General features: G+C 59.7%; 26 protein-coding genes, 1 pseudogene and 1 riboswitch. Of the genes and pseudogenes, 15 read left to right on the top strand and 12 right to left on the bottom strand.

What is annotated here, in order from left to right:
• The first annotated feature begins 31 nt into the window (after positions 1-31).
• From B8746_RS13285 to B8746_RS13270, 4 genes are all read left to right on the top strand, one after another.
• Positions 32-622 carry a thymidine kinase gene (locus B8746_RS13285; RefSeq protein WP_084394127.1) on the top strand — a complete coding sequence of 197 codons (591 nt, stop codon included), beginning with the start codon at positions 32-34 and terminating at the stop codon, positions 620-622.
• A 79-nt stretch (positions 623-701) separates the two neighbouring features.
• Positions 702-1,064 (top strand): PRC-barrel domain-containing protein, encoded by a 363-nt coding sequence (locus tag B8746_RS13280; RefSeq protein WP_084394126.1) that lies wholly within the window; start codon positions 702-704, stop codon positions 1,062-1,064.
• Between the two features lie 150 nt (positions 1,065-1,214).
• Positions 1,215-1,754 carry a rhodanese-like domain-containing protein gene (locus B8746_RS13275; RefSeq protein ID WP_084394125.1) on the top strand — a complete coding sequence of 180 codons (540 nt, stop codon included), beginning with the start codon at positions 1,215-1,217 and terminating at the stop codon, positions 1,752-1,754.
• Between the two features lie 165 nt (positions 1,755-1,919).
• Complete coding sequence (locus tag B8746_RS13270) at positions 1,920-2,735, top strand: ferredoxin--NADP reductase (RefSeq protein ID WP_084394124.1); 816 nt, start codon at positions 1,920-1,922, stop codon at positions 2,733-2,735.
• Between the two features lie 28 nt (positions 2,736-2,763).
• On the opposite strand, the gene B8746_RS13265 is transcribed toward B8746_RS13270, so the two are convergent.
• Together B8746_RS13265 and B8746_RS17610 are read right to left on the bottom strand one after the other, a co-directional pair.
• The gene (locus tag B8746_RS13265; protein WP_233124271.1) at positions 2,764-3,405 is read right to left on the bottom strand and encodes a LysR substrate-binding domain-containing protein; all 642 of its coding nucleotides are present in this window, start codon (positions 3,403-3,405) and stop codon (positions 2,764-2,766) included.
• A gap of 45 nt (positions 3,406-3,450) precedes the next feature.
• Positions 3,451-3,630: pseudogene (locus B8746_RS17610) on the bottom strand (LysR family transcriptional regulator); the annotation flags it as partial.
• A 119-nt stretch (positions 3,631-3,749) separates the two neighbouring features.
• On the opposite strand from B8746_RS17610, the gene B8746_RS13260 reads away from it, so the two are divergent.
• Both B8746_RS13260 and B8746_RS13250 read left to right on the top strand, forming a co-directional pair.
• Positions 3,750-4,421, top strand: coding sequence for an FMN-dependent NADH-azoreductase (locus tag B8746_RS13260; RefSeq protein ID WP_198943729.1), 672 nt, complete (start codon positions 3,750-3,752; stop codon positions 4,419-4,421).
• A gap of 428 nt (positions 4,422-4,849) precedes the next feature.
• The gene (locus tag B8746_RS13250) at positions 4,850-5,098 is read left to right on the top strand and encodes a hypothetical protein (protein WP_084394120.1); all 249 of its coding nucleotides are present in this window, start codon (positions 4,850-4,852) and stop codon (positions 5,096-5,098) included.
• 3 nt (positions 5,099-5,101) lie between these two features.
• Here the strand turns inward: B8746_RS13250 and aroC are convergent, their stop codons facing one another.
• Both aroC and B8746_RS13240 read right to left on the bottom strand, forming a co-directional pair.
• The gene (gene aroC, locus B8746_RS13245; RefSeq protein ID WP_084394119.1) at positions 5,102-6,190 is read right to left on the bottom strand and encodes a chorismate synthase; all 1,089 of its coding nucleotides are present in this window, start codon (positions 6,188-6,190) and stop codon (positions 5,102-5,104) included.
• A gap of 26 nt (positions 6,191-6,216) precedes the next feature.
• Positions 6,217-7,197, bottom strand: a complete 981-nt coding sequence (locus B8746_RS13240) for a malate dehydrogenase (RefSeq protein ID WP_084394256.1) — start codon at positions 7,195-7,197, stop codon at positions 6,217-6,219.
• Positions 7,198-7,514: 317 nt separating this feature from the next.
• Here B8746_RS13240 and B8746_RS13235 point away from each other — a divergent pair, with 317 nt between their 5' ends.
• On the top strand, positions 7,515-8,273 hold the full coding sequence (locus B8746_RS13235; RefSeq protein WP_084394118.1) for an SDR family NAD(P)-dependent oxidoreductase: 759 nt from the start codon (positions 7,515-7,517) through the stop codon (positions 8,271-8,273).
• Positions 8,274-8,301: 28 nt separating this feature from the next.
• Positions 8,302-8,964, top strand: coding sequence for a pyridoxamine 5'-phosphate oxidase (gene pdxH / locus B8746_RS13230; protein WP_095380876.1), 663 nt, complete (start codon positions 8,302-8,304; stop codon positions 8,962-8,964).
• A 6-nt stretch (positions 8,965-8,970) separates the two neighbouring features.
• On the opposite strand, the gene B8746_RS13225 is transcribed toward pdxH, so the two are convergent.
• The 3 genes from B8746_RS13225 to B8746_RS13210 all read right to left on the bottom strand — a co-directional run bounded on the left by B8746_RS13225 (position 8,971) and on the right by B8746_RS13210 (position 11,986).
• Positions 8,971-9,846 carry a fatty acid desaturase gene (locus tag B8746_RS13225; protein ID WP_084394255.1) on the bottom strand — a complete coding sequence of 292 codons (876 nt, stop codon included), beginning with the start codon at positions 9,844-9,846 and terminating at the stop codon, positions 8,971-8,973.
• 456 nt (positions 9,847-10,302) lie between these two features.
• On the bottom strand, positions 10,303-10,752 hold the full coding sequence (locus B8746_RS13215) for a glyoxalase superfamily protein (RefSeq protein ID WP_084394115.1): 450 nt from the start codon (positions 10,750-10,752) through the stop codon (positions 10,303-10,305).
• Positions 10,753-10,969: 217 nt separating this feature from the next.
• Positions 10,970-11,986 (bottom strand): glycerophosphodiester phosphodiesterase family protein, encoded by a 1,017-nt coding sequence (locus tag B8746_RS13210; RefSeq protein ID WP_084394114.1) that lies wholly within the window; start codon positions 11,984-11,986, stop codon positions 10,970-10,972.
• 103 nt (positions 11,987-12,089) lie between these two features.
• Here B8746_RS13210 and B8746_RS13205 point away from each other — a divergent pair, with 103 nt between their 5' ends.
• From B8746_RS13205 to B8746_RS13195, 3 genes are all read left to right on the top strand, one after another.
• The gene (locus B8746_RS13205; RefSeq protein WP_084394113.1) at positions 12,090-13,718 is read left to right on the top strand and encodes a long-chain-fatty-acid--CoA ligase; all 1,629 of its coding nucleotides are present in this window, start codon (positions 12,090-12,092) and stop codon (positions 13,716-13,718) included.
• Between the two features lie 105 nt (positions 13,719-13,823).
• Positions 13,824-14,720 carry a DUF1499 domain-containing protein gene (locus tag B8746_RS13200; protein ID WP_084394112.1) on the top strand — a complete coding sequence of 299 codons (897 nt, stop codon included), beginning with the start codon at positions 13,824-13,826 and terminating at the stop codon, positions 14,718-14,720.
• Between the two features lie 190 nt (positions 14,721-14,910).
• Positions 14,911-14,991: riboswitch (ZMP/ZTP riboswitch) on the top strand.
• A 21-nt stretch (positions 14,992-15,012) separates the two neighbouring features.
• Positions 15,013-15,714, top strand: a complete 702-nt coding sequence (locus B8746_RS13195; RefSeq protein ID WP_084394111.1) for a DJ-1/PfpI family protein — start codon at positions 15,013-15,015, stop codon at positions 15,712-15,714.
• Here the strand turns inward: B8746_RS13195 and B8746_RS13190 are convergent.
• From B8746_RS13190 to B8746_RS13180, 3 genes are all read right to left on the bottom strand, one after another.
• Positions 15,711-16,622 (bottom strand): MBL fold metallo-hydrolase, encoded by a 912-nt coding sequence (locus B8746_RS13190; RefSeq protein ID WP_084394110.1) that lies wholly within the window; start codon positions 16,620-16,622, stop codon positions 15,711-15,713. The two genes, B8746_RS13195 and B8746_RS13190, sit on opposite strands and share 4 nt — an antisense overlap.
• 43 nt (positions 16,623-16,665) lie before the next feature.
• Complete coding sequence (locus B8746_RS13185; RefSeq protein ID WP_084394109.1) at positions 16,666-17,601, bottom strand: hypothetical protein; 936 nt, start codon at positions 17,599-17,601, stop codon at positions 16,666-16,668.
• Positions 17,602-17,724: 123 nt separating this feature from the next.
• Positions 17,725-18,135: a protein tyrosine phosphatase family protein gene (locus B8746_RS13180; protein ID WP_084394108.1), complete on the bottom strand. Its 411-nt coding sequence runs from the start codon at positions 18,133-18,135 to the stop codon at positions 17,725-17,727.
• Positions 18,136-18,256: 121 nt separating this feature from the next.
• On the opposite strand from B8746_RS13180, the gene B8746_RS13175 reads away from it, so the two are divergent.
• Genes B8746_RS13175 through B8746_RS13165 form a run of 3 tightly spaced genes read left to right on the top strand, consistent with a single transcriptional unit; the run spans position 18,257 to position 20,994 of the window.
• Positions 18,257-19,228, top strand: a complete 972-nt coding sequence (locus B8746_RS13175) for an ABC transporter permease (RefSeq protein ID WP_233124268.1) — start codon at positions 18,257-18,259, stop codon at positions 19,226-19,228.
• Positions 19,228-20,130 (top strand): ABC transporter permease, encoded by a 903-nt coding sequence (locus B8746_RS13170; protein WP_084394107.1) that lies wholly within the window; start codon positions 19,228-19,230, stop codon positions 20,128-20,130. Before B8746_RS13175 ends, B8746_RS13170 begins: the two co-directional genes overlap by 1 nt.
• A gap of 12 nt (positions 20,131-20,142) precedes the next feature.
• Positions 20,143-20,994 (top strand): acyl-CoA thioesterase, encoded by an 852-nt coding sequence (locus B8746_RS13165; RefSeq protein ID WP_084394106.1) that lies wholly within the window; start codon positions 20,143-20,145, stop codon positions 20,992-20,994.
• Here the strand turns inward: B8746_RS13165 and B8746_RS13160 are convergent.
• Positions 20,991-21,485, bottom strand: coding sequence for a hypothetical protein (locus B8746_RS13160; protein ID WP_084394105.1), 495 nt, complete (start codon positions 21,483-21,485; stop codon positions 20,991-20,993). The genes B8746_RS13165 and B8746_RS13160 overlap by 4 nt on opposite strands.
• Positions 21,486-21,665: 180 nt before the next feature.
• On the opposite strand from B8746_RS13160, the gene B8746_RS13155 reads away from it, so the two are divergent.
• The gene (locus tag B8746_RS13155) at positions 21,666-22,991 is read left to right on the top strand and encodes a TrkH family potassium uptake protein (RefSeq protein WP_233124266.1); all 1,326 of its coding nucleotides are present in this window, start codon (positions 21,666-21,668) and stop codon (positions 22,989-22,991) included.
• 5 nt (positions 22,992-22,996) lie between these two features.
• On the opposite strand, the gene B8746_RS13150 is transcribed toward B8746_RS13155, so the two are convergent.
• A complete protein-coding gene (locus B8746_RS13150) occupies positions 22,997-24,016 on the bottom strand; it encodes a glycosyl hydrolase (RefSeq protein ID WP_143434598.1) in 1,020 nt (339 codons plus the stop codon).
• Between the last annotated feature and the right edge of the window lie 79 nt (positions 24,017-24,095).

Genomic DNA, 24,095 nt, shown 5'->3' with positions numbered 1-24,095 from the left:
CACACCGCCCGCGACCAGGAGTCCGCAGACGATGGCCAAACTCTATTTCACCTATTCTGCGATGAATGCGGGCAAGTCGACCATATTGCTCCAGTCGGCGTACAATTATCGCGAGCGCGGTATGCAGGTCATGCTGTGGACGTCAGGTCATTACCGCGAAGGCGAGTCGGAGACGGCCGACATCTGCTCCCGAATTGGCCTCAAGGCTGAGGCGTATCTCTACCGCGACGAGCTCAACCTTTTTGAGCTGATATCGGCGCGCATGAATGAGGGGCCGCTCAATGCTGTGTTCGTAGATGAAGCGCAATTTCTGGAAGGTGAGCAGGTCTGGCAGCTGGCCCATGTCGCTGACCGGCTGGGCGTGCCGGTGATGTGCTATGGCCTGCGGACGGATTTTCAGGGCAAGCTGTTTGCCGGGTCAGCGGCCCTTCTGGCGATTGCAGACCAGATTCGCGAAGTACGCACCATCTGCCATTGCGGGCGAAAGGCGACCATGACCGCGCGCATGGATAGTGGAGGCAGGGCCCTGATCGAGGGCGCTCAGGTGGATGTCGAGAAGGCGCAATATGTGTCGCTCTGCCGGCAACATTGGGAAGAAGTAACCCATATTCATTCCACTTAGCAGGAACCGACAGGCCGCATCGAAGTTTGCTCTGGTACAGCGCAGAACGCGCTCGAACAGACCAGAAAGGACTTCCTATATGCCTACCCCTCAAGGCCATACGACGGCCATTCGTGGTTCCCGCGTCATAGGGACCAATGTCTACAGCCAGGCTGGCGAAAAGATCGGTGAAATCGAGGATGTGATGCTCGACAAGATGAGCAACAACATCATGTTCGCCGTGGTTGGCTTCAACGGCTTTCTCGGCATGGGCGAGAAGTACCACGCCATTCCTTGGGCCTCGCTCGACTATGAGAAGGACCGTGGCGGCTACATTGTGCCGTTCACGAAGGAACAGCTGGAACAAGGCCCGGCCGACTCGATCAACGAGCTCAGCAAGGATGATGGCCGCGCTTTCCGCGATGCCGCCTTCGAGCATTACAAGGTCGAGCGGTACTGGTAATTGCCGCGCCTGACATCCGGGAAAAGATTCTGCCGCGAGCGGGCATTGCCCTGTTCGCGGCAATTTTTACCCTCCAATGGCCCGGTCATGACCCAATTCCCGCCCCATTTCGGGAGCAGCCTCCTTTTTACGGGAAGAGGAGACTACGCCATGGGCGAACGTCGAAACGCTATATTCGGGCTGGCAGTGATTGTCGCCTTCATTGCATCGGGCCTGATGGCCAGTGCGCAGGAAGCCGCGCCACAGCAGGGTTCACCCGAGATCGACTATCCCGGTTTCGCAGCCATGACGGACGATGTCATGGCGTATCGTGAAAGCCGCCTGGTCAGCCTCGCAGACTTTAATGCCATGAAGGCCGATGCCCATACCATCGTTCTCGATACGCGCAGTGGGACCGCCTATGCGATGGGCCACATAGATGGCGCGGTGCATCTCAATTTTTCGGACTTCACCGATGAGAAGCTCGCCGCAGTGATCCCGTCGAAGGACACGCGCATCCTCATTTATTGCAACAACAATTTCGTCGATGATGTTGAACCGATCGTGCTCAAGCGGGCGTCGCTTGCGCTGAATATCCCGACCTTCATCAATCTATACGGCTACGGCTATGAGAATATCTACGAACTTGGCGAACTCGTCTCGACCACGGACGAGGACGTCAACTGGGTGACATCGTTGCAAACGCCCTGACCATTCCTGCGCGATGCACCTAACCGAGCGGATGTAGCTGGACCCCCGGCTACATCCGTTTCCTTTTTTAGTTCTGCTAATGCGATCATTTGCTGCCTTGCACAAAGCCTGCATCGCGGTCATGTGACGCGCTGACATGACCGAACAGTTTGCCGGAAGACAGATATGACGACTGCAAATGCCGAGACAGCCGCGCCGCGCGTGAACCCCAACGCCCCGACTGAGGAAACTGTCCTGTCGGTTCATCATTATACCGACCGCCTCTTCAAGTTCCGGCTGACACGCCCTGCCGCATTCCGGTTCCGCTCCGGCGAGTTCATCATGATTGGTCTGTACAAGCCGGACGGCAAGCCTCTGTTGCGTGCCTATTCGATCGCCTCTCCGTCCTGGGATGAGGAACTCGAATTCTATTCCATCAAGGTGCAGGATGGCCCACTGACCTCCCGCCTCCAGACGATACAGCCCGGCGACAAGGTGCTGCTTGGCAAGAAGCCGGTTGGCACGCTGGTGCATGATGCGCTGGTGCCCGGCAAACGCCTCTGGTGCTTCTCGACAGGCACGGGCTTCGCGCCGTTTGCCAGCGTGATCCGTGATCCGGAAACCTATGAGAAGTTTGATGAGGTGATTGTCACCCATACTTGCCGCGACGTGGCAGAGCTCGCTTATTCTCGCGAGATCGTGGATGAGACGCTGAACCACGAATTCCTTGGCGAGATGGCGCAGGGCAAGCTGCGTCTCTACGCGACGTGTACCCGGGAGGCTTTCGACCAGTCCGGACGCCCGACAGACCTCATCCGTTCCGGCAAGCTGTTCGAGGATCTCGGCATTCCCGCGCTCGACCCGGCCGTCGACCGCGCCATGATCTGCGGCTCCATGCCGATGACGCTCGAGATGAAGGACCTGATGATCGAGGCCGGCCTGAACGAAGGCTCGAATGCGGCGCCGGCCGAATTTGTGATCGAGAAGGCCTTCGTCGGGTAGGCTGTTTCTAATTGTTGCAAACGCGCGGTTAGACTTGTTCGGAAATCCAGTCCCTGAATCGCTCTGCGACCCTTGGGCGGAGGGAGGCTGGATTCACGATGGTCCAGTAAGCAAGCCCTTCAATGCTGGCATTTGGCAGATAAGGTTCGAGCAGGCTGTCGCGGACGAGATGGCTGACAAGAAGGTTGCTACAGAATGCGAGTGCCTGGCCTGAAAGCGCAAGGCTTATGGCGTGGTGTTCCTGATCAAAGCGACTGACCCGAAGATTCGCTGGATCCGCCTCAACTCCAGCAATGTCGAGCCAGGTTCCAAGATCGGCGGCCGGGTGGACGGGGCGCTGCCAGTCGGTAATGGCGAACAACGCGTCGGCAGGCGATTTCAGGCTCGCAATGTAGGAGGGGGTGCCGAACACGGCGAAGCGTTCGCGCGCCAGAAGCGAAGCGTCAGCATGCGGACATCGGTTACTGTATCGAATGGCGAGCCCGATGTCCCTGTGGCGGTCAAGATCAATCGGTTCGTGCCCGGTCTCGACCGAGAGCCTGATCCCGGCAAACGTGCGCCCGAACGCTGCTTGCCGGGGGGCTAGCCAGTTGGCTGCGAAGGCAGGGGTCGTCGTTACGCAGAGGCGGGCTTCAATCGAGCTGAGCTCCTGCAGGGCGCCGTCGATCATGCGGAATCCAGGCGAGATTCGAGATGAGAGGAATTCACCAGTTGGTGTCAAACTAATAGCGCGGACATGGCGCTTGAATAGCTTGAGTCCGAGTTGGCTTTCGAGAGCGCGGATTTGGTGTGAAACGGCTGTGGTAGTAACAGATAGCTCGTTGGCGGCCGCCTTGAAGCTACCTAGGCGGGCAGCGGATTCGAAAGTCTGCAATGCTTTTAGAGAGTAGGGCACAGACGCTCATTCGTGCTTCATGGATGGGAAAAACTCATCCGTAACTGAATAGAACCCGTTTGTCCAAGTCCGGCACTAGTGGCTTTCTGCGGCGGAACATAGCCTGAAGGAGCATGATCATGGAGCAGAAAAGCGTTCTCATTGTCGAAGCCAGTGCACGCCAGGACGGCTCGCTGAGTCGAATGTTGGCATCGCGATTCGAACACTACTGGAAACAGGGTCGTCCGCATGACGCCGTCGTGCACAGGGACGTCGGTAAAGCGCCTCCGGCGGCCATTAATGAGACATGGTTGGCCGCTGCGTTTACACCGGCAGAACACCGAAGTGCCGAGCAGGAACGACAGTTGTCGTTGTCGGACGTCCTCATTGCGGAGGTGCGTGATGCCGACATCATAGTGATATCCACGCCGATGTATAATTACGGAATGCCTGCTGCGCTCAAGGCCTGGGTCGATCAGGTCGTTCGAATTAATGAGACCTTTGATTTTGACCTCGCCCGGGGTGATTTCCCGCTTCGGCCCACCCTGAATGGAAAATGCCTTGTGGCGTTGACCGCATGTGGAGAATTCGGTTTCGAACAGGGAGGGATTAACGAAGGAAGTGGACACCTCGTGCCACACCTTCAAACCGTCTCGAAATATCTCGGTGTCGAGCAGTTCATCCATGTTGGAATCGAATTCCAGGAATTCAAAGATGCGCGTCACGATGCCTCGATCAGGCATGCCGTGGAAATGCTCGAGCGCAATGTGGAGCGGCTGATGCAGTCGCTGAATGCATGTGTCCAACCTTGATGGCGGGTCTGGGCGGCATTGGCATGCCTTCCTCTGAGTCATCTGTGGTAAAAAAGTCGGCACGCTCAAATTTTTGGGAACCTGATCGACATCAAGGTGTTGCACACTTGAGTTAGGCTCCGTCATAAGGCGGTAGGATCTCAATCACTGGGTGTTGCAGATGGACGCTTCCGATCGGATCAGACAGTGCCTGGCCGTCCTGATGGGGGGCATGTTTGTCGCCAGCGGATTCGTTGTCATGTTCGGAGATGCTCAGACAGCCAGCGCCGCTACAGGTGCTGGGGAGTCCACTTCCTCAATGTTCAGTGGCCTGACGAACCTGCTGGGCGAAGCCGGGGCTGGAAGTGCGCTTATCCTGTTGGGGATTGGGCTGACTGTGCTGTTGTTCAGAGCCGTCACGCGGCAATAGCCGCCTCGAGAGGGGCTCGATGAACAGGCGGTCCCATTCCTTTTTCCTGAAATTCATCGCCTGTGCTGTGGGCGGGGGTATAGCGGTCCTCGGATTTGGCGTTCTGTTTGGCGACGTGTTCCATCCCTACGCCGTGCAACTTCGCGGCTACGCGATATATGACGGAATCGCGGATCTGGTTTTGCTGATTGGCAAATGGCCGACGGGGATCGGCCTGGTCCTTGCCGGCATTGTGCTGTGGATTGTTTGCTACAGGCGGGTCGACTAGCGCCTAGCCGATCTGGCCGCGATGGCGCAGCTTCGCATCCGCCAGCACGCAAGCCAGCATGGCTTCGGCGACCGGCACCGCGCGAATACCGACACACGGATCGTGGCGGCCAATGGTGCGCACGTCGACTTCTTCGCCATCGCGCGTGACGGACTTTGTCGCCGACAGGATGGAAGAGGTCGGCTTGATTGCGATGCGCACGACCACGTCCTGGCCGGTCGATATTCCGCCCGCGACGCCGCCATTATTGTTCGACAGGAAGCGCACACCTTCATTGCCCATGCGCATCTCGTCGGCATTCTGTTCGCCGGAGAAGGCAGCCGCCTGGAAGCCCGCACCGATCTCGACTCCCTTGGCAGCATTGATGCTCATCATCGCGCCGGCGAGTTCGGCGTCGAGTTTGCCATAAACGGGCGCGCCCCATCCGGCCGGCACGCCAGATGCGTGGACTTCGACCACGGCCCCGGCGCTTGAGCCAGCTTTGCGGGTTGTATCGAGAAAGTCTTCCCAGACCTGTGCTGCATTCGGGTCGGGGCACCAGAATGGATTATTGCCTGTCTCATCCCAGCTCCAGGCATCGCGATTGATCGTATGCGGACCAATTTGCACCACGGCCCCGCGGATCAGGATATCATCGCCAAGCACGCGACGCGCGACGGCGCCGGCGGCGACGCGGGCAGCGGTTTCGCGCGCCGAGCTTCGTCCACCTCCGCGATAGTCGCGTACACCATATTTCTGGTCATAGGCATAATCGGCATGGCCGGGTCGGTAGCGGTCCCGGATCTCCGAATAGTCCCTGGACCGTTGGTCGAAATTCTCGATCATCATCGAAATGGGTGTGCCGGTCGTGACTTGCCCATCGGTGCGGTCGTCCTCGAAGACACCAGACAGGATCTTCACCTCGTCGGGTTCGCGGCGCTGGGTCACGAACCGGCTGGTGCCGGGCCTGCGCTTGTCGAGGAAGGCCTGGACCCATGCCTCGTCAAGCCTGAGGCCCGGCGGACAGCCATCGACCACACAGCCGAGCGCCTTGCCGTGGCTCTCGCCCCAGGTCGTCACGCGGAACAGGTGGCCGAACGTATTATGAGACATGGCTGTCCTTCGAGCTCGATCAGGCGCTAGCCGAACAGGTGTTCGACAGCGGCGCGTTCCTCGCGGAGCTCTGCGTCCGTCGCATCCATCTTGGCGCGCGAGAACTCATTGATTTCGAGGCCCTGGACGATCTCATACTTGCCGTCCTTGCAGGTGCACGGATAGCCGTAGATCACGCCTGGCTCAATGCCGTAGGAACCATCGGACGGGATACCCATCGAGACCCATTCGCCTTCCGGCGTCCCGAGCGCCCAGCTGCGCATATGGTCGATGGCGGCAGACGCTGCCGAAGCGGCGGAAGATGCACCGCGGGCCTTGATGATGGCAGCGCCGCGTTGCTGAACGTCCGGGATGAAGGTGTCCTGATACCAGGCATCGTCCACTTTCGGCTTGGCAGCTTCGCCCTTTACCGTGGCGTGGTGAATGTCCGGATACTGGGTCGCGGAGTGGTTGCCCCAGATGATCACGTTCTTGATGTCGGTATTGTGTGTGCCTGTCTTTTCGGCGAGCTGGCTCATCGCGCGGTTATGGTCGAGACGGACCATGGCGGTGAAGCATTTCGGATCGAGGTCCGGTGCGTTCTGCTGGGCGATCAGCGCATTGGTGTTGGCCGGGTTGCCGACGACGAGGACTTTCACATCGCGCGAGGCGTGGTCATTGATGGCCTTGCCCTGCGGGCCGAAAATGCCGCCATTAGCCGAGAGGAGGTCCTTGCGCTCCATGCCCTGCTTGCGCGGCATGGCACCGACGAGGAGGGCGAAGTCGCAATCCTTGAAGGCGACGTTCGGATCATCGGTCGCGACGATGTTGTTGAGCAGCGGGAAAGCGCAGTCATTCAGCTCCATCACGACGCCGTTCAACGCGCCGAGCGCCGGGGTGATTTCGAGCAGATGCAGGTCAACCGGCTGGTCCGGGCCAAGCATGTCGCCAGCGGCGATACGGAAAAGGAGGGCATAACCGATCTGGCCAGCGGCTCCGGTGACAGCAACTTTCACAGGCTTCTTCATGGGAGTGTCCTTCTTGGGGTTCTCGAATTTGGGCGCATCAATGGCGAATTTGACGCGCGAGGGCAAGCGGGCAGGCGTCCATGCCGCAGGCAGGCCCGTCAGTCATTCAGGTTTTCCGGAAAATACCAGACCCGCCGGATGCGGTTATCCTCGCTGATTTCGGCTGCACAGAGGAAGCTGCACGCCAACAGAAGGGGTGTGACCTGTTTCATGTCAGCATGCTCCTCGTTTCGCGTCCTGCCCGATCCCAGACAGCCGTTGCTATACGCCACAAACAAAATACTGTCGCGTCAAACAGGTAAGGAAGGGCGGAACAGATGGTTTATGACTTCAAGGGCAAGAACGCGGTCGTCACGGGTGCAAGCCGCGGCATAGGCGAGGCGATTGCGCGGACTCTGGCCGGAAGTGGCGCGCGAGTCGCACTCGTTGCCCGCAGCACAGAAGCGCTGGAGGCGCTTGCGAAGACCCTTCCGAATGACCCGGTGGTCCTGCACGCCGACCTTGGTTCAACGGATGGCTGGAAGCCGCTCGCGGAGGCCATTGTCGAGCAGCTTGGCCCGGTGGATATCCTCGTGAACAATGCGGGTGTCAGCGTCAGTGAGCCCGCCGGGAAGGTCACTGAGGAAGGTCTCGACATGACGCTGACCGTCAATGTGAGAAACCTCATCCTCCTCACCGATGCGCTGACCGAGAGCCTGAAATCGCGCAAGGGCAATGTCGTGAACATCTCGTCCGTTTCGGCGAGCACCGGCAGCGTCGGCCAGATTGCCTATTCGGCCTCCAAAGGCGCCGTGAACTCGATGACGCGCAACATGTCGATTGACCTTGGCCGTTCCGGCGTGCGGGTGAATGCGGTGGCGCCGGGAGTGATCGACGATGGCATGTGGACGACGGCCTTCGAAAGCGGGCAGGTCGATCGCGAGAAGACGATGGAGCGGATGCGAAAGATCCTGCCATTGGAAGGGCGCTGGGGGACAGCGCAGAACATTGCCGATGCTGTCGCATTCCTCGCCTCGGACAAGGCGGACTATATTACGGGGCAAGTCCTGCGCGTGGATGGGGGCATTCTCGCCTGATGCGCGGCGAAGAAGGGTTTCAGACAGAATGGCAGACCAGAAAATCATCCCACCAAGTCCGAGCGCTGACGATTATGCGCGCGATAGCGCCGGCAATCCGCTGATCCCGGATGTGGAAGAGCCCATTGGCCTCTTCCAAGCCTGGATGGCGGAGGCGCGGGAGAAGGAACTGAACGATTCCAATGCCATGTCGCTTGCCACGGTAGATGAGCATGGGCGCCCGGATGTGCGCGTCGTACTCCTGAAGGCGGTCTCCGAGGAAGGCTTTACATTCTATACCAACTTCGACAGCGCGAAGGGGCAGGAGCTGAAAGCCAACCCGGTGGCCGCGCTTGGCTTTCACTGGAAGTCGCTGCGCCGTCAGGTGCGCGTGCGCGGCGATGTCGTCAGCGTCCCGCCTGAAAAAGCTGACGCGTATTTCGCGTCCCGCGCCCGGCCGAGCCGGATCAGCGCCATTGCATCTGACCAGTCGCGTCCACTCCCATCCCGCAAGGTTTTTGAGGATCGCATCAAGGCGCTGGAGGTCGATTATGAAGGCCGCGAAGATATTCCGCGCCCGTCAAACTGGGGCGGCTACCGCGTCGTGCCGGTCGAGATCGAGTTCTGGCAGGATCAGGCCTTCCGCATGCATGACCGGCTGAAGTTCACCCGCAAATCGGGCGTCTGGACGCGCGAGCGGCTCTATCCCTAAGCCTGTCTACAGGTCATGCACGTTGGCACCGCGCGCTTCCAGCAAGGGTTTCATCTCCCAATAGGCCTTGGGCGTCCTGTAGAATGGGATGCGCGGGTGCAGGTGATGCACAATGTGATACTGCATGCCGAGCGACAGGACATTGCCAACGGCGGCGCGGAAGCTGCGCGTGTGCCGGTAGCGATCAGTCTCTTCGGCCGGATGGTGCGGTGCCCAGCTCAGATAATACTGGATATAGGTATAGGCGAGATGGTGCGGCAGCCACCAGAGGACAGCCGCTTCGATCGCGTGGCCGGTCCATGCCAGCGCAATGAGCAGGCCAAACCAGACGAAACGATAAAGTGCAGCCCCCATCAGGACGTCATAACGCTTCAGCCGGGCAAGCACCTTTGAGTAGGCGTTGAAGGCACCATTGCCGCGCGGCTGGCGGTTCTCGATGCTTCGCCAGATCGCATGCAGCGGACCGCGTGCGCGCGCCATATAGTCCGGATCGCGCGTCGGGTGATTGGTGTGTTTATGGTGTTCAAGATGGGTGACCCTGGCGAGCGGGTAGTACAGCGCAAGCGGGATGGTCGAGACATGGCCGACAAGTTCGTTCAGCCAGTAGAGTCTGGAGCCTGGCCGCGCGATGATGTCGTGCTGCGCCTCATGCGACGGCAGATAGCTTAGTATCGCCGTGATGGTCGCGATGATGAGGCCGAGCCACATCGGTATCAGGCCCATGAACAAGAGTGGCCAGAGCGACAGCCAGACTGCAAGGTTCACGAAGGCGCCGATGACCAACAGATAGGGGAATTTGTTGAGGTGCCTGCGCGCGACGGATCGCTCCATCCGCGCCAGCTCCTCGTTCGACAGTCTGGAAAGATCAGTCTGTGCTGTCATCAGATCCATCGCCCCCTGATCTGTGCAGGAATCCCGAGTAGACCCGCAACCACGAAGCCCATCGTCAGCGACGTCAGGCCAAGAGGTGTTGGTGCCCCCATGCGTTCGATCAATTGCGCGAACAATGGCGCAAGAAAACCGAAAGCAAAGATGAGCGGACTCACCTTGTATATCTCTTTAAACAAGAATACCAAGCGTACCCCAAATATTCAAAACACCGGAGCAGGTTTTGATTGCTGCCCCAGATCGTCAGCCCAAGTAAACCTATCGATTAAAAGTATGAAAATTCGGTTGCCACAGTGTCGAAATTTCAGGGAAATTGTCAGCAAGTCCCAGATTTGGAATATTGTGGTAGAAATTCAAACCTTTGCCAAAGTTGGTGTGTGCTGTCGTAGTCATTGAGATGTATCCGGATCCGGTGCCCAAAGTGCTGTTTGCGTTTAAGTTGGGCCGCCTCTAGATGATCGCCGCATCCTCTCTTGCCACAATCAGGTGGGGAATACCGTCGCTCGTCTTGGCCCAGGACACGCCATCTTCAGAGATCATTGCCGATACGCGCTGCCGCAATCCGGAAAAGCTTTCGAACTCAACGACATCGACCGGCTCGTCGAAGTGAAGCGTGACGTCATAGCCCATCCCCTCCGCAAGTTCGCGAACAGCGTGGACCCTGCCCGTAAAGGCCTGCTTCAGGTATTTCCCGGAAACGCGTTCACCAACCTGCAGAGGGATGTCCGGCTGGTTCGAGAGGCGGGCCGAGGCGGTGTTCCAGTCGCGGTACCCTAGCTCATGGGCGACAGACTCCAGTGCATGGGCGTGGCTCAGCGACCTGCCTGCTCTGGCGTGTTCTGACCGGATTTCGCGCGCCCGCGCTTTGGCTTGGGCGCGTGTGGTGATGGCATGTGTCATTGTCTGACCTTTCAGTGTCAGCCCGGTATCGAATTGCGGATGTTCGCCTTGCCGCAGACCGGTCTTCTGATCGTGAAGGGTCTGTTTGTCGAAATATCGGGCATTGGCCCGGAGATCTTCACCCTGAAGCCAAGGGGCTTCGCGAACGGCAGGCGTCTCTCACCTCGGCCGGGCAACTAGTCCGAACCGGAGAAGGCGTCAAGCCATCAGGGCAAAATCACCCGCCGAAGCATTCCCTGTCAGCCGTATGGATGGCCTCGCCGATGGGGCCGTCAAGCGCGAGCAGCTTGTAGGGCTCATCGGTGGCGAGCAGGACCAGTCCACCCTCGACAAACGCCTCATATTCGGACGGGTCGCCATCGGCCCAATACTGGTCATCCAGGCGTTCGCCTTTCCGGCCGAGTGTGCCGAAGGCGCTCTCGATCCCCTTGCTGGCAAGACCTTGCCACTTGCCGGGACTGGGCCGGTTCGTGCCAGTCCAGGCGATGAGCATGTCCGGATTGAGCCCTGCCTCCATCATGCGGGCTTCATGATCACGGTTCCCGATGCCGGCGGTCATCATCAGCTCCGGTGCGAGCTTTGCGACCTGCAAGGCTTCTTCATCCGTGTAGGTGATGATGATGACATTGTCCTCGGCGCGAGTTTCCCGGACCGCTTCGATGATGTTGCGGAAACTCGTCGTTTCCTTTCGGTCCAGCTCCAGGATCGCTCCTGTCTCGACAGCCCAGGCGAGCGCGGTTTCGAGCGTCGGCGGTTCGAAAGCCGTTACCGTCCCGAGTTCATCAACCAGTTTCAGCTGGCTGATCTCGTCCCAGTCAGCGTCGGCAACGGGGCCGCGGCCAGTGGTGGTGCGGCCAAGCGTGCGGTCATGCATGAGGAAGAGTTGCCCGTCGCGGCTCTCGGCAACGTCAACTTCCATGATGTGCGCGCCTTTGGAGAGGGCATAATCAAGCGTCGCAATCGCGTTTTCCGGGTAGCCATATGCCGGACCGCCGCGGTGCGTGGCGATAAGGAGGCCGCCCGCTTGCCGGACGCAGTCCATGGTTTCCGGCAGTGCCGCCCTCTGGATCGGTGGCAGGGGCTCTTCATCAGCAATTTCTGGCAAAGGCGCTTCGGACACTGTTTCGGGCGCCTCAGGATCGCTGAGGGGCTGAAGGCCGTCCTCAGCCGGCTGGCAGGCTGTGAGAAATGCGATACTTGCGACACAAGACGGAATAAATCTGAAATATTTCATGCCGGAAGCGGCCTTCCTTAGCTTGCTGCAGGTGCTAAGGGGTCATAAAAGGAAGTGCACGCTGGGCAAACCGCCAGAGGCAGAAAAAATCGGGAGGAATACCATGCAAGGTCTGATGCAGGACTGGCAGATGACGGTCGACAAGGTGCTTGACCATGCCGCTCACAATCACGGTAGCCGCGAGATCGTCACGCGCTCGGTGGAGACCGGCGAGTTTCAGCGAACCAATTACAGGACGCTGCGCCAACGGGCAAAACAGGTATCTTCTGCGCTGCTGGATGAGGGTATCAAGCTCGGCGACCGGGTCGCAACGCTCGCCTGGAATACATCGCGCCACATGGAGGCGTGGTTCGGCACGATGGGGATCGGCGCTGTGCTGCACACGGTCAATCCGCGCCTGCATCCGGACCAGATCGCCTGGATCGCCAATCACGCTGAAGACCGCATCCTGATTTTCGATACGACATTCCTGCCACTCGTCGAAGCTGCCAAATCGCAGCTTGAGACCGTCGAAAAGTTCATCATCATGTGTGATCCCGAGCATATGCCGGAGAATTCGCTCGGCGCGGTGAATTTCGAACTCTGGATCGATGGGCGCTCAACAGATGTCGAGTGGGGCAATTTCGATGAGCAGACCGCTTGCGGACTGTGCTACACCTCCGGCACGACGGGCAATCCGAAAGGCGTGCTCTACTCGCACCGGTCGAATGTGCTGCACACCATGATCACGATGGGCGTTGATACGATTGGCATGGGCGCGAATGATACGCTGATGCCTGTCGTCCCGATGTTCCACGCCAATGCGTGGGGGCTTGCCTTTTCCTGTCCGGCCACCGGCGCGAAAATGGTGATGCCTGGCGCGGACATGTCGGGCAAGGCGATCTATGAACTGCTCGACAAGGAAAAGGTCACGATTACGGCCGCCGTGCCGACCGTCTGGCTGATGCTGCTGACCTATCTTCAGGAGAATGACCTCAAACTGCCTTACCTGAAGAAGGTGGTTATCGGCGGATCGGCCGTTCCGGAGAAGATCCTGCGTGCCTTCGAGGAAGACTATGATGTCGAGGTGTTCCACGCATGGGGCATGACCGAGCTGTCGCCAATGGGCTCGCTCGGCGCGCTGCCGCCGGCACTCGCCGATGCCTCGCATGACGAGAAGATCGCCTACAAGCTGAAGCAGGGGCGCCCACCCTTCGGCGTGGAACTGAAGATCGTCGATGACGAAGGCAAGGAGCTGCCGCGCGACGGCAAGGCGTCGGGCCGTCTTCTTTGCCGTGGCCCCGCTGTGTCCAAAGCCTATTTCAAAGGTGATGGCGGCGAAGTCCTGGACGACGACGGCTGGTTTGATACTGGTGATGTTGCCAATCTCGATGAACATTCGACCATGCAGATCACTGATCGCGCCAAGGATGTTATCAAGTCTGGCGGAGAGTGGATCTCGTCCATCGACATTGAGAACTTTGCCGTCGGTCATCCAAAGGTGGCTAACGCCGCTGCCATCGGGATCTACCACCCGAAATGGGATGAGCGGCCGTTGCTGATCGTACAGCCCGCTCCCGGCGAGAAGCCGAGCAAGGAAGAAGTGCTGCAACAGCTCGAGGGCAAGATCGCGAAATGGTGGACGCCGGATGATGTCCAGTTTGTCGACGAAATCCCGCTCGGTGCGACCGGCAAGATCAACAAGCTGAAGCTCCGCGAAATGTTCAAGGATTACAAACTGCCGACCGCCTGACGCCTGCGTTTCGCCGTAGTGCCGGCGATGACTTCGCCTTGCTATCAGCGCCCGCCACGATATGTGTTCGGGCGCTGATATGTTTTTGGCGAGAGGGAGGAACGAATGAGTGAAACTGCTCCGTCAGCCGGATGGCGGTTGAAACTGGCCGGTGCCGCACTGGTGATTTCCATCCTTGCCGTGCTGTGGTTCGCTGCGGCTGCCCTCGGCTCGAAATATGGCCTCTGGGGCTGGCAGTTCGGGCTCGGCAAGATGACAATCGCCTGGGGGCGCTATGTTGCCTTCCTGTCAGTCGGTATCGCCGTGATCGCCTTCGTAATCGCCTTCATCAAGGCGCCGCGCGTACAGCCCGCGATCCTTTCACTGGCGGCTCTACTGATCGCGCTGATGCTCCTGTTCCGCTTGATCGGTTTTGGTGCGCAGGCCGCAAGCCTTCCGCCGATTCATGATATCCAGACTGACTGGAGCGATCCTGTCCGCTTCTCCGAAGCCTTGCTGGCGCAGCGCAAAACGGATGCGGCAATGAACCCGGTTCAGGATGAACCCGTGATTCCCGAAGCAGCGAATGCGCGCTGGCCCGGCATGGGCGGGCGTCTGGTATCGGAAGTCCAGGAAGAGGCCGAAAATCCGAAAATGGTCGATGGCGACGAAGTCGCGCCTGCCTATCGCAGGCCGATCGAGCCGCTCTATTTCGACCAGTCGCCAGGTGAGATCGCCTCCTATGCGACCCGTATCGCCGAAGCCCGAGGTTGGGCAATATTTACCCGTCCGGAAACAGGAGAGGATGTCCAGCAGACCATGCTCGAAGCCACAGCCACGACCGGATGGTTCGGATTCAAGGACGACATCGCCGTGCGCATCCGTGCTGTCGATGGCGCAACGCGGGTGGATATGCGCTCCGTCAGCCGTGTCGGTCTCTCTGATCTTGGCGCAAATGCGCGGCGGGTGTCTGCCTTCATGGATGAACTCGCCGACCGCGCGAATGGGCGGCTGGAGCCTTAGCGAAAGCCCGCTTTCTACGCTGCTGTCTCGCGTCACTCCCGATGAGCCATAGGCTCATCTGGGAGCCCAACTCCTGATTCCTCATTCCATCCAGCCCTGCGCGCGTCAGAAGCCGGACCCTCAAACCGCTGCGCGGTCGAGGGCGACGCTTGAATTGAGATCGACGGGCGGGCGAAAATTGGGTAGTGTGAACGAGCCGCGTAACTGACGCATGAGGTGGATCACCACCGGGGAGCGCAGCGATTCAAAGCCGGGCGTCTGGGCGTGAACCTCTAGGCAAGAGAGGGCGCCCATGCCCGAATTTTCTCCGATTTCCATCGCATTCCCGATCTTTCCCAACATCACCCAGCTCGACCTGACAGGCCCGGCGCAGGTGCTCTCGCGCCTCGGCAATGCGACGGTCCATCTTGTCGGCAGGACGATGGACCCCGTGCCAACCGATTCCGGTTTCCCGCTGCACCCGACAACCACATTCGCTGATCTCACGACGGCCGACATCCTCTGCGTGCCCGGAGGCTTTGGCACCGTCGACGCGATGCAGGATGGCGCGACGCTCGACTGGGTCCGCAGGGTCGGGGAGGGCGCAGACTGGGTGACGAGCGTGTGTACCGGCGCGCTGGTTCTGGGAGCGGCAGGCCTGCTCAAGGGCTACCGCGCGACGACGCACTGGGCGTCACATGAGCAGCTTGCCTTCTTCGGAGCGACCCCAGTGAAAGAGCGCGTCGTTGTCGACCGCAACCGCGTGACGGGCGGCGGCGTGACGTCGGGAATTGATTTCGGCCTGCGGCTCATCTCCGAAATCCGCGGTGAGGCGCACGCGAAATTCGTCCAGCTCTCGGTCGAGTACGATCCGCAACCGCCCTTTGATAGTGGTGATCCAGCCAAGGCGGACCCTGAAACGCTTGAGCGCTACTGGGCGCTCGTCAACAAGGCCGGGCCGGGGCGGGTTGAGATGGTGAGAGCGATTGCGAAGCGGCTGGTTTTTGACGCCTAAGCCGTCTTCTGCAGCGCTTTCCAGTGGAATTCTGAGCGGGTGGTCGGGTTGGCGTCGGTGGTTTCGACCATGCCGTCCTCGACGAGTTTCAACATGTGACCAAGAACTGACATGGCAGCAGCCGCATGCAGACGTTTTTCAACGTTGGCATACATCACTTCGACCATGCGGGGAATGTTGGTCTCTCCCGCCTTCAGGTGCTTGATGATTGCGCTTTCCCGGTCCAGCCGGTGCTGGCGATAGGCCTGGATGAAACCGTTGACATCCTCGCGGATCGGCGAGCCGTGGGTCGGCCACAGGATGTCGAAATTGAGTGCCTCGATCTTGTCGAGCGAGCGCATATAGTCGCCCATATCGCCATCGGGCGGCGCAACAATAGTTGTCGACCAGCCCATGATGTGGTCGCCGGTCAGGCACGCATTCTCTTCGCGAAGGCCGAAGCAGATATGGTTGCAGGTGTGTCCCGGCGTCTCGATGACGTCGAGCGTCCAGCCCGGGCCCGAGATCACATCGCCATCGCCAACCTGTACGTCCGGCTCGAAGCCGAGATCGTCGGCCGAGCCAAGCTCTCCCTTGGCTGTCGGAACGCCGCAATTTTTCGCATAGGTCTTGCAGCCAGCCCAGTCGGCCAGCGGTTGGGCCAACGGGGAATGGTCGGAGTGGCCGTGCGTGACGAGGACGTGGGTGACAGTCTCGCCTTCAAGGGCCGACTTCAAGGCCTCGAAATGGTCTTCCTGCATTGGGCCGGGATCGATCACAGCGACTTTGCCATGGCCGATAATGTAGACACCGGTGCCGACAAAGGTGAATGGGCCGGGATTGTTGGCGATCACGCGGCGGATGAGGGGGGAGACCTGCTCGACTTTTCCGTATTCGAAGTCGATGTCCTTGATGAATGGGATGCCCATGGGACCTCTTCGGCAGTTTCCAATCTCGCCCAATACGGCGATTCTAGGCTGACCGTTTCGGTGTGAACGCGGTGACAAAAGCGCGCGCCATGCGGCGGGTTGATTTCAGCTTGTCGCCAAGCTTCAACGCCACGGGCGGGCCCATATCCGTCTTGTTCGCGTCCACGATGTAGATACGGCCTGAAGCCCGGTCGCGTAACACATCAACGCCGCCCCAATCCAGACCAATATCTGCAGCAAACGACTTGATCACGTCAATTTCATCGCTCGTGTAGCATTTGCGAGGGTCGTCGAGCAAAACTTGGGCATTCTCGTTCAGGAAGCGGCGCGAGAGTTCGCGGCGCTTGCGGAAAACGAGAGTCGGTTCGCCGCCAACAATGCAGCAGCGCAAATCCTCGACCAGGCCCCCATCGATCTCATTGTCGATCAGGCGCTGATAGGTCTTGTCTTCGATCGGCTCCATCGGGCCTTCAATGATCCGGCCATCATGACAGGCATTCTTTTCCGACTTCTCGACCATCGGGCCTTCATAGATGAGGGGATCAACCTTGAGGCTGTAGCCGGCGGCGCGCTCGAAGGCTTCGGCGACCTTGGACTTGGAAATGTCGTTGCAGCCGAAATTCACCAGCTTCGCACCGGGTTTCGTCTGCGGGACGCTGTGATCGGCAAGGGTCGAGTCGTCGAACTGGAAAACGATGTCGGCCTTGGAAACGTCAGAAATCAGTTTGGCGCCGGAGGCGTGCATGACAGGCCAGATGAAATACCAGGGGCGCGGCTTGTCCGGGTGGAAGGCAATGGTCGGGCGCTTGTGGCCGGTGATCCGGCGCCAGGTGCGCCAGGACTGGGCGAGTGTGTAGAAGGTGAGCCAGGTGAAAATATCGTTGGCGAGCTGGAAATTGGCAGGCACGCGGTGGCCCGTCTTCTTTACGAGCCATGCACCGTCTTCATATTTGAAGTCCGTGAGCCAGTTTCTCGACATACTTCTACTCCCTCGCGCCCCCTCAGGCAGATGGGCGTGAATCGCACGCCACGGCCAGAGTTTCAACTCTTAACCTCTGCTTGTCATGTGAGCATCGTGTCACGATGGCACAAGTCGCCGTGATCAGAGCAACCGCTCCAGGCTGGACAGATCATAGCCTGCGCCTGCAGCAGCATCTACGATTTCCTCGCCCATACCCTGGCCGCCATGTGCGAGCGCCCAGGCTGTGATAGAGCGTGTTCCCGTCCGGCAATAGGCCAGGACCGGGGCCGGGGCCTCTGAGAGAATCGACTGGGTTCGTTCGATAATTTCCGGGGTCGGGGCACCAGAGAAAGGCAGGGCGACGAAAGTCAGGCCCTTTTCTTCTGCCCGGGCGCGAATCGAACCCATGCGGGGCTGGTCGACGCCGCCTTCGCCATCGGGGCGGTTCGCCACGATCGTCTTGAAGCCGGCGGTGGCAATTTCGTCGACATCCTCTTCTGTGATTTGCGGCGCGACCGAGAAATGGTCTGTCACTTTGCGGATGTCGGCCATGAATTACTCCGGTGTCATGTAGCGTTGACAAGCTATGCTCGGCTGTGAACCTAGGAAGCATGAAGGCGAGTGCCAAGGTGCGATCTCGTCCCAGTTGCAACGTAGAGAGAAAAGCGCGCCCGTGTCAGCCCTCCAGCGAAGCCTTTCCCGCGTTCCGTGGGCCTATGTTTTCCGGCGACTGCTCTTTGCCATTCCGACCATGCTCGTCATTATTGCTGTTGCATTTTTCATGATGCGTTTGGCACCTGGCGGCCCTTTTGACGGCGAACGCAAGCTGAATGCCGCCACCGAAGCGGCCATCGCGGCCAAATTCGGGCTGGATCAGCCGCTCTGGAAACAGTTTGCCGACTATCTGCTCGGGGTATTGCAGGGCGATTTTGGCCCGTCGATGAAGACGCTCGGCAAGAGCGTGAATGACCTCATCGCTGATGGCCTGCCTGTCAGCCTGGCCATCGGCTCGCTGTCGATGCTTGTTGCGATCATTGTCGGCACAGCGCTCGGCGTGTTTGCTGGCCTGCGCCAGAATACGACTGGCGACTATACGGTGATGGGGTTCGCCATGGCGGGCATATCCATTCCGACATTTGTGACGGGGCCGCTACTCATCCTGACCTTTGCGCTGGGCGCCGGGCTGTTCGCCGTCGGCGGTCTCGGCGAGTATCCGAATATCGGGATGAGCTTTCACAATATGACATTGCCAGTCCTGACGCTGGCGCTGCCGCAGATCGCCATCATTTCGCGCCTGATGCGCGCTTCGATCATTGAGACGATGCGGTCTCCGCACGTGCGGACCGCCCGCGCGAAAGGCCTGCCCGAAGGTACCGTGATCCGCCGGCACGTCCTGCCATCGGCGATCCTGCCGCTTGTCTCCTATGCCGGTCCGGCAATGGCGCGCGTCATGACGGGCTCGCTCGTCATCGAACGGATCTTCGGCCTGCCGGGCATGGGGTCCTACTTCGTGGATGGCGCGATCAACCGGGACTACACGCTCGTCATGGGCGCCCTCATCATCTACGCGACGCTCATCGTGATCTTCAATCTGATCGCGGACATCCTGTATGCGCTGCTCGATCCCAAGGTTAAATACGACTGATGGTTGATACGCTCGACATGACTGGCCGGAAGGACCCGGTGGAACAGGCTCTCGCTGGCGGACGGTCGCTCTGGGATGATGCCAAGCGCCGGCTGTTCAACAACAAGGCCGCGGTCATCTCCATGTGGGTGCTCGGCGTGATGTTTTTCCTGGCCGTATTCGGGCCGATGCTCTGGGTACACTCCTACAAGACGATCTCAGCGCAGACCGAACTTGCGCCGACTTTCGAGAACTGGCACCTGCTCGGCACCGATGAACAGGGCCGCGACCTTGTTGCCCGCAACCTGCTGGGCCTTCGTATTTCGCTGGCCGTCGGCCTCGTCGCGACGCTTGTCTCACTGATCATCGGGGTGACATGGGGCGCGATTGCAGGCTTTGTCGGCGGGCGTGTCGACAATATCATGATGCGCTTTGTGGATGTGCTCTATGCCATGCCCTTCATCTTTTTCGTCATCCTGCTGCTGACTGTGTTCGGGCGGAACATCATCCTGATCTTCGCCGCCATCGGCGCGGTCGAATGGCTGACGATGAGCCGGATCGTTCGCGGACAGACGCTTGCCATCAAGGGCAAGGAATTTATCGAGGCTGCCCGCGCAGCTGGCGTTCCGGGCTCTGCCATCATCCGCCGCCACATCCTGCCGAACGTCGTCGGCCCGGTCGCCGTCTATGTGACGCTGACCATCCCGGTCGTGATCATGGCCGAAAGCTTCCTGTCTTTCCTCGGCCTCGGCGTGAACGAGCCACTGACCTCCCTCGGCGTGCTCATTTCGAACGGCGCGAAAGAGATGCAGGACAAGCCTTACCTGCTCATGGCGCCGGCCATCCTGATGGCGGTCACGCTGCTCTGCCTCAATTTCATCGGTGACGGTTTGAGGGATGCGCTCGACCCGAAAGAGCGCTAGACGCCTTTTCCCATGATCAAGACACCTTTCCTCGACCTGCAGTCGACGCACAATCCCCATCGCTGGTTCCTTCCCGTGGAGGAGCGCTATTGCGTCGGCCCGCCCGGTAACAAGTTCCTGTTTGGCGGTGTGGGCCTCGCAACCGCCATAGCCGCACTTGAGCGCACGACGGGTCGGCCCTGTATCTGGGCGACGGCGCAATACCTTTCCTTCGCGAATCCGGGCGACGTGGTCGATGTTGATGTCCGGTCCAAGATGGACGGCAAGCACATCACACAGGCACGCGTTCTCGCGCATGTGAAGGACCGCGAAATCTTCACCTGCAATGCTGCCGTGGGCGAGCGCGATTCCGAGCATTCCCATCAATGGGTCGAGATGCCCGAAGTGGCAGGTCCGGATGATTGCCCGGCCATGCCGCGCTTCGGGCCGCAAGCCGATGACCTTCACTCAAACCTCGACATGCGCGTCGCGCAGGGGCGCTACGCGGCAGGCCGCAAGGTCGAGGGTGGTCGCAGCGATGATGGCCGTGTGATCCTGTGGGGCAGGTTGCGCAATGGTGCGCCGATTGATGCGGTGGCGCTTGCCGTCATCAATGATTTTGTGCCTTCAGGTACCAGCCACGCACTCGGGCTTCCGGCCGGTGCGACATCGCTCGACAATACGCTGCGCATCCGCAAGATCGTTGAAACCGAATGGGTGTGCTGCGACATTCAGGTGGAAGGGGTTCACAATGGCTTCGTTCACGGACGTGTCGCCATGTTCGCCGCCAATGGAGAGTTGATGGCGACCGGCAGCCAGTCCGGCATCATCCGCATCTTTGACCCGGAAGCCTTCAAGGCACGCTTTGCGGCGAAAAAGGACTAGTCGGCGAGCGCGGCATGCGCCGCAGCGCCGCTGACCGGGCATGATGCGACCACGCTGGCAGGTGACGCCGGTACGTCATGACCGGATGAGTGGACGGCGGCGACAGCGATCACCTCTGCATCGGAAAACATGGTGGCAAGACGGATAAGGCTTTCGCGGGTCTGGCGAGGCGACCGCGCTTCGTAAAGGGCGTCAAGCTGAACTTCGCCTTCCTGTGCCATGCCGCGGAAGATGCAGCCGAGATCGGACGGACCATGATTGGTGTCCACCCAGCTGCCAAGACGGGAAGCGGCATCTGCGAAGCGTGCAATCTCGGTTTCATAGTCCGCCGGGATCGTTGTTTCGCCCGCAGTGTCGACAGCCTCGATAAGTCCAACCGTTTCCTGGTAGAGACCTGACGCCTTCACGCCCCAATCCGTCGCCAGTTGAGGCGAGGCGGATGCTGCGAAGGGTAGGGCAGCGGCGGCGAAGGCAAGGATCAGGCGTTTCATGTCGGCACGGTCTCCGGATTTCTCCTGAGAGGCGAAGCAAAGGGTGTGCCGCTATAATTTTGGGAACCATATGGCGTGCACTGCGTTTTGCCGTCCGACTGAACGCAGGAGGCGATAAGCCGTCAGATGTCAGGACAAGATGAGGGACCGAAACGGACGCGGTCCCGATTAGAGCGGACTGTGCGTGGTGCCCGTCTGTTCATCCTCAGAACCAATCCCGCAAAACTTCTTCTTTTTGGTTATGTCGGTTACATGCTGGCTGGCTGGGCGCTGCTTTGCCTGCCCCTCTCGTCACAGACGGGGCCCATCAGCGCGCTCGATCACCTCTTCACGGCTGTGTCGGCGGTATCAACAACGGGGCTCGTCACCATTGACCCGGGCAGCAGTTATTCGCTGTTCGGTGAGGTTATTATCCTGAGCCTCATTCAAGTTGGCGGTGTCGGATACATGACCATCGGGTCATTTGCCATGCTCGCAACGGCGCACAAGCTGTCTCCGTTGCGAGAGCGCATGACGCGTGCCGCCTTTGTCCTGCCCAAGTCTATCAAGCCTGGCCAATTCATCCTGACCGTGGTCACTTTCACGCTGATTTGCGAGGCCATCGGAGCATTGGCGCTCTGGTTCGTGTTTACGTCAGTCGGACAGGACAATGCTCTGTGGAGCGCGATTTTCCATTCCGTATCTGCGTTCTGTACCGCTGGCTTCAGCCTGAATTCGACCAGTTTCGAAGCTTTTCGGGCGGACCCCGGTTTGAACATTATAGTATCGGTCCTCAGCCTGCTGGGTGCCATGGGGTTTCTTGTCGTCGTGGACATATGGCGGAATCTTACGTCGACGGCCTTCCATCTTTCATTCACCACAAAGGTCATCATCAGGCTGACGGGCGCCTTCCTGGTGATTGGGACGCTAATTCTCTTCGTGGCGGACCCGGGCATCGCTAAATTGCCGGAAGCCGAGCGCCTCATGGTCGCCTTCTTCCAGACGATGACGGCGACGACGACGGTCGGCTTCAACACCTATCCGATATCAGCCCTTTCCACGGCGGTGCTGGTCATCCTCTTCATTCTGATGGCGGTCGGCGCTTCTCCATCGGGCACGGGAGGCGGGCTCAAGACCACCACATTCGCGGCCCTGATTGCGCTGATGCGTTCAACCCTGAAACAACGCAGCCGGGTACGTTTCTTCAAGCGGCCGATATCTGCCGGAAGGCTGCAGGCAGCAGGCGCGTCCGCCGCTTACTTCATCGTGCTCATGTCGATCGCGATTTTCCTGCTCAGCCTGACGGATCATGAGGCAGCGTTCGTGGAGATCGTGTTCGAGACGATTTCAGCCCTGGGCACGGTTGGCCTCAGTATGGGCATCACAGGCGACCTGTCATCGCTCGGCAAGGTGATCATCATCATTCTTATGACGGCCGGCCGCGTCGGCATCCTGACATTCGGGATCGCAATTGCCATGCATGATGAGACCCGCAAGGAAGAGAAGGATTGTGAACTGCTGCTCTGATAGCGTCAGTATGAAAGAGCCTTCTGCACCGCTTCGCCGGCCGGCTTCAGGCCGCTCACCTTCCAGCGATCCTTGTCATTCTTCTGGACGCGATAGAGGCCCATCTTGCCTTCGAAATCGTCCCAGTAAGGCTCGTCGAGCAGTTCATAGATGAAGGCTGCCTCGACCCGGTATTTCGTCCGCATGCTGCGATACCAGGCGATCCGCTCCGTCAGCATGCGGGCATTGTCTTCCTCGGTTTCAAATCCGCCGCCACCGGCATTGAATTCGGTGATCCAGATCGGCTTGCCATAGCCGGCAAGAACCTCAAGGAAGCTTTCGCGCACCTGCTCATAGTCGTGCCAGATGGTGATGTCCCATTCGAGGCCGTCCTCGACGAACCGCTCGAATGCGCCGAGATGGCCCCAGCCCGCTGTGCCGATGGCGTATTTTGCATCCGGGTCGCCTTCGCGCGCACCGTCGAGCAGTCCGGACAGCGCGGCGCTGACCTTGACCCAGCGCGGCCCGTAATAGTCCAGCGCGTCCATGCCGCCGGCCGGGCCCCATTCGCAAGGGTATTGCGTGCCATCGTCCCGCATCTCGCAGGCTTCGATAATCGCAAAGTTCTCCAGTTCGTTGCCGAGCTCCCAGACCGGAAATTGTCCGCGATAGCGCCGCGTCAGCCAGCGGGCCCGCGAAAAGCTGTCCTCATAAAGCTGTTGCGGGGTCTTCTCGTCGAGCGGCCCATCCGGGTGAATGATGGGCAGGAGCGTGACGCCATATCGGTCTGCGACCTGCTTCAGTTCGGCGAGTTTTTCATAGTGCCACCCAATGCGGTAATGCGTCATGCCGAGTTCACGAACCAGTCGGATCTGGGTGTCGTATGAAATATCCGGATAGGCGCGGAAGGGGTGGCCATTCGCGCCCCAGATGAGATCATCGTCACGTCTGAGCGGCGCCAGCATCGCCCGCCTGTCGGCTGCGCATCCGGCAATCAGACCTGCGCCGAGCCAGGCCAATACGTCCCTGCGATTATGTCCCGCCATGCGGCGGACTATGCTGCATGACCGGGCAGTTGCCTAGCTCGAACCGGAGCAATTGCTTGACTTATCTGTGCCTGCCTCA

It is taken from the genome of Henriciella pelagia, from assembly GCF_002088945.1.
Taxonomy (GTDB): Bacteria; Pseudomonadota; Alphaproteobacteria; order Caulobacterales; family Hyphomonadaceae; genus Henriciella; species Henriciella pelagia.
This window is presented reverse-complemented; position numbering and strand designations above follow the sequence as displayed.